The sequence below is a fragment of the Methylobacterium sp. WL6 genome, assembly GCF_008040095.1.
Taxonomy (GTDB): domain Bacteria; phylum Pseudomonadota; class Alphaproteobacteria; order Rhizobiales; family Beijerinckiaceae; genus Methylobacterium.
In genome coordinates, this window is record NZ_VRVH01000236.1 from 1 (window position 1) to 7,186 (window position 7,186).

General features: G+C 72.3%; 9 protein-coding genes. 6 read left to right on the top strand and 3 right to left on the bottom strand.

Going from position 1 to position 7,186, the window contains the following annotated elements:
* The first annotated feature begins 333 nt into the window (after positions 1 to 333).
* The 3 genes from FV230_RS21865 to FV230_RS21875 are packed head-to-tail and all read left to right on the top strand — an operon-like array spanning position 334 to position 2,148.
* Complete coding sequence (locus FV230_RS21865) at positions 334 to 1,077, top strand: DnaJ family molecular chaperone (RefSeq protein ID WP_147843898.1); 744 nt, start codon at positions 334 to 336, stop codon at positions 1,075 to 1,077.
* The gene (locus FV230_RS21870) at positions 1,074 to 1,820 is read left to right on the top strand and encodes an N-acetylmuramoyl-L-alanine amidase (RefSeq protein WP_147843899.1); all 747 of its coding nucleotides are present in this window, start codon (positions 1,074 to 1,076) and stop codon (positions 1,818 to 1,820) included. Before FV230_RS21865 ends, FV230_RS21870 begins: the two co-directional genes overlap by 4 nt.
* Before the next feature lie 40 nt (positions 1,821 to 1,860).
* Positions 1,861 to 2,148: a hypothetical protein gene (locus tag FV230_RS21875; RefSeq protein WP_147843900.1), complete on the top strand. Its 288-nt coding sequence runs from the start codon at positions 1,861 to 1,863 to the stop codon at positions 2,146 to 2,148.
* A 9-nt stretch (positions 2,149 to 2,157) separates the two neighbouring features.
* Here the strand turns inward: FV230_RS21875 and FV230_RS21880 are convergent, their stop codons facing one another.
* On the bottom strand, positions 2,158 to 3,174 hold the full coding sequence (locus FV230_RS21880) for a TerC family protein (RefSeq protein ID WP_147843901.1): 1,017 nt from the start codon (positions 3,172 to 3,174) through the stop codon (positions 2,158 to 2,160).
* Between the two features lie 212 nt (positions 3,175 to 3,386).
* On the opposite strand from FV230_RS21880, the gene FV230_RS21885 reads away from it, so the two are divergent.
* Both FV230_RS21885 and FV230_RS21890 read left to right on the top strand, forming a co-directional pair.
* Entirely contained in the window at positions 3,387 to 4,673 is a 1,287-nt protein-coding gene (locus FV230_RS21885; protein WP_147843903.1) for a TIGR03862 family flavoprotein, read from the top strand.
* Positions 4,670 to 5,353 (top strand): spermidine synthase, encoded by a 684-nt coding sequence (locus tag FV230_RS21890; protein ID WP_147843902.1) that lies wholly within the window; start codon positions 4,670 to 4,672, stop codon positions 5,351 to 5,353. The genes FV230_RS21885 and FV230_RS21890 overlap by 4 nt, the downstream gene beginning before the upstream one ends.
* A 188-nt stretch (positions 5,354 to 5,541) precedes the next feature.
* Here FV230_RS21890 and FV230_RS31380 read toward each other — a convergent pair whose 3' ends face one another.
* The gene (locus tag FV230_RS31380) at positions 5,542 to 6,036 is read right to left on the bottom strand and encodes a collagen-like protein (protein ID WP_187275578.1); all 495 of its coding nucleotides are present in this window, start codon (positions 6,034 to 6,036) and stop codon (positions 5,542 to 5,544) included.
* A gap of 3 nt (positions 6,037 to 6,039) precedes the next feature.
* Positions 6,040 to 6,396: a hypothetical protein gene (locus tag FV230_RS31385; protein ID WP_187275579.1), complete on the bottom strand. Its 357-nt coding sequence runs from the start codon at positions 6,394 to 6,396 to the stop codon at positions 6,040 to 6,042.
* Positions 6,397 to 6,625: 229 nt separating this feature from the next.
* Here FV230_RS31385 and FV230_RS21900 point away from each other — a divergent pair.
* Positions 6,626 to 7,186 (top strand): ImuA protein (locus tag FV230_RS21900; protein ID WP_187275580.1); only part of this gene is annotated, 561 nt, incomplete at its 3' end.

A 7,186-nucleotide genomic window follows, 5' to 3' on the forward strand; every position in this document is an offset into this window, starting at 1 on the left:
GTGCCGCGATCGGCGGCGCGAGCGGCGCCATCGTCGGCGCCTCCACCGCGCCGCGCTGCCCCTACGGCACCTACCGCGACGCCTACGGCGACGTGTACTGCCGCTGAGACCCCGCCGCCGACCGAACGTCGAAGGGCCGGAGCCGAGCGCTCCGGCCCTTTCTTCGTTTCAGGTCTGGGCCGGAGCCGAGCGCTCCGGCCCTTCCGCGTTTCCGGTCGAGCCTGTATCCCCGGCGGCTTGTCGTCGCCGGATCCCGTCAGGGTCCCCGGCGGCACCGCATAGAGGCCTGTCGGTGACCGTTCCGCATCTCCGAAACATCCCCGCCGGGTCCCGATGAGCTCGGGGATCTGGGGCAAGATCGGCGGCGCTGGGATCGGCCTCGCCATCGGCGGCCCGCTCGGGGGGCTCGTCGGCGGCCTCGCCGGCCATTACCTCGTCGACCGCGAGGGTGCGCTGTTCGGGCCGATGCCGCGCGACGTGGTCTTCACCACCGGCCTCGTCGCGCTCGCCGCCAAGATGGCGAAGTCCGACGGGGTGGTGACCCCATCCGAGGTCGAGGCCTTCGGCAAGGTCGTGCAGGTCGGCGAGGCGGAGCGCGCCCGCGTCACCCGGCTGTTCGACCTCGCGAAGCGGACGACCAACGGCTACGAGGCCTATGCGCGGCAGCTCGCCAACGCCTTCCACGACGAGCCGTCGCTGCTTGAGGACGTCCTCGACGGCCTGTTCCACATTGCCACCGCCGACGGCGCGATCCATCAGGCGGAGGAGGCCTATCTCCGCGCGGTGGCCGAGATCTTCGGGTTCGACGACGCCGCGTTCCGCCGCATCGCCGCCCGGCACGTGCGGCTGGCCGACGACCCCTACCTCGTCCTCGGGCTCGAGCCCGGCGCCGACCCGGCCGCGGTGAAGGCGCGCCACCGCCAGCTCGTCGCCGAGAACCACCCCGACCGCGCCATCGCCCGCGGCCTGCCGCCCGAGGCGGTGGCGATCGCCACCAAGCGCCTCGCTGCGATCAACGCGGCTCACGACCGGATCCTCGCGGAAGGCGCCGCCGCGGTGGAGGGCGGTTCGCCATGACACCGGACAGTCCGCTCGCCAGCCGCATCCAGCCCTCGCCGAACCACGGCGAACGCCTCGGCCCGCGGCCGGATATGCTGATCCTGCACTACACCGGCATGACGAGCGCGGCCGCCGCTATGCAGCGGCTCGCCGACCCGATCGCCGAGGTCTCGGCCCATTACGTCGTGCTGGAGGACGGCGCGATCTGGCAGATGGTGCCGGAGAGCCGCCGGGCCTGGCATGCGGGGCGGGCGTCCTGGCGCGGCGAGCGCGACGTGAACTCCCGCTCGCTCGGCATCGAGATCGTCCATCCCGGCCATGCCGGCGGCCTGCCGCCCTTCCCGGAGGCGCAGATCGCCGCCGTGACAGCGCTCGCGCGCGACATCGTCTCGCGCTGGGCGATCCCGGCCGACCGGGTGCTGGCGCATTCCGACATCGCGCCCGGCCGCAAGGAGGATCCGGGCGAGACTTTCCCTTGGGGCCGGCTCTCGGCGGACGGCGTCGGCCATTACGTGCCGGAAGTGCCGATGCGCGACGGGCGCTTCTTCGCCGAGGGCGATGCCGGGCAGCCGATCGAGGCGCTGCAGGCGATGCTCGCGCTTTACGGCTACGAGCAGCCGGTGACGGGCACATTCGATCGCCACATGCGGGACGTCGTCACCGCGTTCCAGCGCCATTTCCGTCAGGCGCGGGTCGACGGCATCGCCGACGCCTCCACCATCACCACCCTGCGCGACCTGATCGCGTCGCGGCCAAGCTGAGGCGGCCGTCAGGGCGCGATCGCCGGATCGCCTCCCTCCCATGTCGGCCGGACTCGCGTTGCTGGCCGCCCTCGCCACCCCGGCCTCGGCTCAGAATGCGGGCGGGAGGGCGTCGATGAATTCGGCTGCGCCCGCCGCGACCCGTCCGGACCTGCCGGATCTCGGCCGGCCGCGCCAGGTCGCACGGGTCGTGGCGGAGGGGCGCGTGCCATTCGTCGAGTCGGCGGATGCGGACCCCACCTGCTCGAGCCTCGCGCCCGCCTGCCGCGACAGGGCTTGCGGCGGCATGAACATCAGCTTCAGCGGCGTCTACCGCCGGGGCGGCTGACCCTCGGGCTCAGGCCCGACCGTGCAGCTCGGCTTCGCGCGCATCCGCATGCGCCTCGCCCCGGGTGCGCCACAGGCTGTAGAGGATGCCGATCGTCAGCAGCACCACGGTCACCGCCAGCGACACCCACGGCGGCACGTGGACGAGGCCGAAGGTGTCGGCGACGACGATCTTCGTGCCGATGAAGATCAAGATGAAGGCGAGCGCCGTCTTGAGGTAGGCGAAGCGATCGACCATCGCCGCCAGCGCGAAGTAGAGCGCGCGAAGCCCGAGGATCGCGAAGATGTTGGAGGTGTAGACCACGAAGGTGTCGGTCGTGATCGCGAAGATCGCCGGCACGCTGTCGACCGCGAAAATCACGTCGGCGCCGTTCACCAGCACCAGGGCGAGCGCCAACGGAGTGAGCCACAGGGCGGTTTTGCCGGTCCTGGCATCGGTCTTCCGCACCAGGAAATGCTGGCCGTGAAGCTCGGGCGTGATCCGCAGCTTCGCCCTGAGCCACCGCACGGCGGCGTGATCCTGGAAGTCGCCGGCGTCCTCTTCTTTGGAGAACAGCATCTTCAGGCCGGCATAGATCAGGAAGGCGGCAAACAGCGACAGCACCCAGGCGGCCTGATGCACCAGGGCGGCGCCGAGCCCGATCATCAGCCCGCGCAGCAGCACCGCGGCGAGGATGCCCCAGACCAGCACCCTGTGCTGGGCGGCGAGCGGGATGCCGAGCGCCGACAGGATGACCGCGATGACGAAGACGTTGTCCATCGACAGCGACTTCTCGACCACGAGCCCGGTGACGTATTCCTGGGCGGGCTGCGCGCCGAGGTACCACCAGATCCAGCCGCCGAAGGCGAGGCCGAGGCTGAAGTAGAAGGCGGTGAGGAGAAGGCTCTCCTTGACGCCGATCTCGTGCTCCTTGTCGCGATGGAGCAGGCCGAGATCGAAGGCGAGCAGGGCGGCGACAAGGGCGTGGAACCCGAGCCACATCCAGATCGGCTTGCCGAGCCACTCGACGTACAGGAAATCGACCATAAGCGGGACCGTGATGCTTCTTTTGCAAGGAAAGCATCGGCTCCGACATCACGGAAGCATCTTGAGAGAGCATCCCGCCAGAGGGGCCCGCAGCCGATGAGCGGCAGTTAAAGACCCGAACGCGGCGAATCAAGGGCGGGCTCGAGCGATGCCGGTCCATGCAGGCATGCCTTGACAGTGGGGACGATCGGACGCCTTCCGCTGCGATGGACATGCGAGACGACGACGTGGCGCAGGACGACGCCTCCCCGAACGAGGTCGCGGTCGTCGGCGGCGGCCCCGCCGGGCTGGCGGCGGCCGAGGTGCTGGCCGCGGCCGGGCACCAGGTCGCGATCTACGACCGGATGCCGTCGGTCGGCCGGAAATTCCTGCTCGCCGGCCGCGGGGGCCTGAACCTGACCCACAGCGAGCCCGTCCCGGACTTCCTGCGGCGCTACCACCCGTCCGGCAGCCTGGCCGGGGCGATCGCGGCGTTCCCGCCGGATGCTTTGCGTGCCTGGTGCGATGGCTTGGGGGAGCCGACCTTCGTCGGATCGAGCGGGCGGGTGTTCCCGAAGGCGTTCAAGGCCTCGCCCCTTCTGCGGGCCTGGCTGCTCCGCCTCGAGGGCGCAGGCGTCGGTATCCGCACCCGGCACCGGCTCGTGGCCGTCGAGGACGGCACCCTGGTGTTCGAGACGCCGGAGGGGAAGAGCTGGACGAGGCCGAAGGCGGTGCTGCTGGCGCTCGGCGGCGCGAGCTGGCCCCGCCTCGGCTCTGACGGAGCCTGGGTGCCGATGCTGGCGAATCTCGGCGTCGCCGTCGCGCCCCTGCGCCCGGCCAATGCGGGCTTCGCGGTGGCGTGGTCGGACCATTTCCGCGAGCGCTTCGCCGGGCAGCCCCTGAAGCGGATCGGGTTGACCGCCGACGGCGTGATCGTGCGGGGGGAGGCGCTGATCACCGCCGACGGCATCGAGGGCGGTGCGATCTACGCGGTGTCGCGGGCCCTGCGCGCGATGATCGAGCGCCAGGACAGGAGCGGGAAGGACGCGGGAGGCAAGGGCGCCGCCCGCCTCGTGCTCGACCTGCGACCCGACCTCAGCAGGAGCGCCCTCGCCGAAAGGCTGTCCGACCCGCGGCCCGGCGAATCGATGGCGACCCGCCTGCGCAAGGGGGCCGGTCTGTCGCCGGTGGCGGCAGGGGTGCTGCGCGAGGCTGCGGGCGTCGCGCTGCCGGCCGACCCGGATGCGCTCGCCGGGCTGATCAAGGCCGCACCGTTGCGCCTGCACGCGATGGCTCCGATCGAGCGTGCGATCTCAACCGCCGGCGGTGTCGGCTTCGACGGGCTCGACGCGGGCTTCATGGTTCGGAAGCGGCCGGGCCTGTTCGTGGCCGGCGAGATGCTCGACTGGGAGGCGCCCACCGGCGGCTACCTGCTCCAGGGCGCGATCAGCAGCGGTCGGGCGGCGGCGGCCGGGATGGCGGCGTGGCTTGCCGGACGAGAGGACGTGAGCGCCGCATGATCCCCTGGGAGAACCTCGACACCGCTTCGATCCCCGGCGACGGCGGCACCCTGCGGCTGCGGCGGCGGGGCACCGAGTACGCGATCATGCTCGGCCAGAACGAGCTGATGAACAGCCGGCTCAGTGGCTCGGAGGAGGCGCTGGCGACCCTGGCCTGCGGCAGGATCGCATCGCGCAGGGCGCCGCACGTGCTGATCGGCGGGCTCGGCATGGGCTTCACCCTGCGCGCCGCGCTCGGTGCGCTGCCTCCCGGAGCGGCGGTGACGGTGGCCGAGCTCGTGCCCGCTGTGGCCGCCTGGGCGCGCGGACCCCTCGCCGGCGTGTTCGACGGCATCCTCGACGATCCCCGCGTAACCTTGCGCGAGGTGGACGTGGCGCGCGCGATCGGCGAGCGTCCGGCCGCCTGGGACGCGATCCTGCTCGACGTCGACAACGGACCGGACGGCCTGACGCGGGCCTCCAACGACCGGCTCTACGATCCGGCCGGCCTCGGCGCCGCTTATGCTGCCCTGCGTCCGGGCGGGGTCCTCGCGGTCTGGTCCGCGGGGCCGGACCGCAGCTTCGGCCGCCGCCTGCACGATGCGGGCTTGAGCGTCGAGGAGGTCGCCACCCGCGCCAACGGCCGAAAGGGTGGCGCCCGCCACGTGATCTGGCTCGCCGAACGTTCCGGCCGCGGCTGAGGCCCGGATGGCTCCTTCCCCTCCGCGACCGACCGGACGGTTCGAAGCGCGGGTCCCATCTCCCATAAGGAGAAGGACAGGTTGAGGGGCGTGAGCTTTGCGGAGAAGTCACGCCCCTCACCCCGACCCTCCCCCTCTGGAAGAGGGAGAGCGCCGTGCCTCGCGTGATCGATCCGGTGACGCGACCGTCACATCCGCGCGCAGAACCCGACCATCCCGGCGGCTTCCGATGGGCAGGAGGCGGTCGCCGTCCCGTCGGTGCCTTGCGAGAAGACCGGGGTGCCGGCCTTGAGGCAGTAGGCCGAGACGAAGACCTCGCCGCCCGCGCAGGCGATCTCGCAGCCGGTGGCCGGGCAGGTCTCGCTCCGTACCGCCAGGAACGGCGTTGCGGGGGCCGCGGCAGGGAGCGCGGCGGCGGCAGGTCCCGCCGGGCCGGCTTCCCCCTTCTGTCCCGCATCTCCCTGGGGGCCGGCCGCGCCTCTGGGGCCCGCCTCCCCTTTCGGACCCGTCTCGCCCTTAGGACCCGTCTCGCCTCTGGGACCCGTCTCGCCCTTCGGGCCGGCCTCGCCCGCCGGTCCGGCCGGGCCGGGAAGCCCCGCCACGCCCTGCGGGCCGGGCTCGCCGCGCACCCCGGTCTCGCCCTTGGCGCCGGCCTGTCCCTCGGGGGCGCAGTTGGCGATCACCGCCTAGCGCTCGTCCTCGTTGCTCTTCAGCGACACGACGCAGCTGCCCGGTCGGTAGGGCAGACGGAATAGGAAGCGGCCGCGGGAATCGGCCATCACCGACACGTCCTCGTCCATCACGACGACGGCGCCGCCCTTGCGCACCGCACCCGAGATCCGCAGGTCGCCGGCCTCGATGCGGGCGTCGTAGACCATGATCGGCTGGGACGGCGCCTGAGGCCGACGCGCACGCTGGCGGGCCGGTGCGGACGCGGCGGGCGCATCGAGTCCAGGCGCCGCCGGCTGCTGGGCCTGCGCGCCGCCGGCGAGGACGAGGCATCCGGCGATCAGCGTGGCGAAGCGCGCGCGATGAAGGATCATGTCGGACATTCCCCGCCGCCGGATCGTGCGGCGGCGGGACATTGCCGCCCTGCTGCCACCGGGGTCAACCCTGGCCATGGCCGCCTTCAAATGGAGCCGATCCACACCCTTCCACACCCGTCCACAGGCCAAGCTGCTGCCCCGGCGGGACTATTTTCGGGCAGTGCGAAACCGTTTGAAAGTGTTCTTGTTTTGTTCCTATCTGACGTCATGTCGGAGCTGGGATGGGATGGAGCGGTCGCGTGACGAGCCGGATGAGCAGGAACCGTCCACGGCGGAACGGCTCGCGGAATTGCGGGCCCGCCTCGACGCGGAGCGGCGCCCCGGCGCGGGCGGCGTGCTGCCGTTGGGCGTCGCCGACCTCGACGACCGACTTCCCGGCGGAGGCCTCGGCCTCGGCCTCCTGCACGAGGTCGCCCCCGAGGGCGCGGGCGACGAAGCCTCGGCCCTCGGCTTCGTGCTGGCCCTGGTCGCCCGCCATCTCGCGCGGGCGGCGGGCGACGCCCTCCTCGTCGTCGCCCCCGGCCATCCAATCCCCTACGGCCACGGCCTCACCGGGCTCGGGCTCGATCCGGGGCGCCTGCTGCTGCTGGAGGCCGAGGCCGACGCTTCCGTGTTCGGAGCCCTCGAGGAGACGCTGCGCGCCGGGCACCTCGCGGCGGTGGCCGGGCTCGTCGCGGATGGGCTTCCGCTGAAGCCGGGCCGGCGCCTGCAGCTGGCCGCCGGATCCTTCGGCACCGCGCCGCCCCTGATCCTCATCCTGCGGCCCGGCCGGGCCGACTTGCCGAAC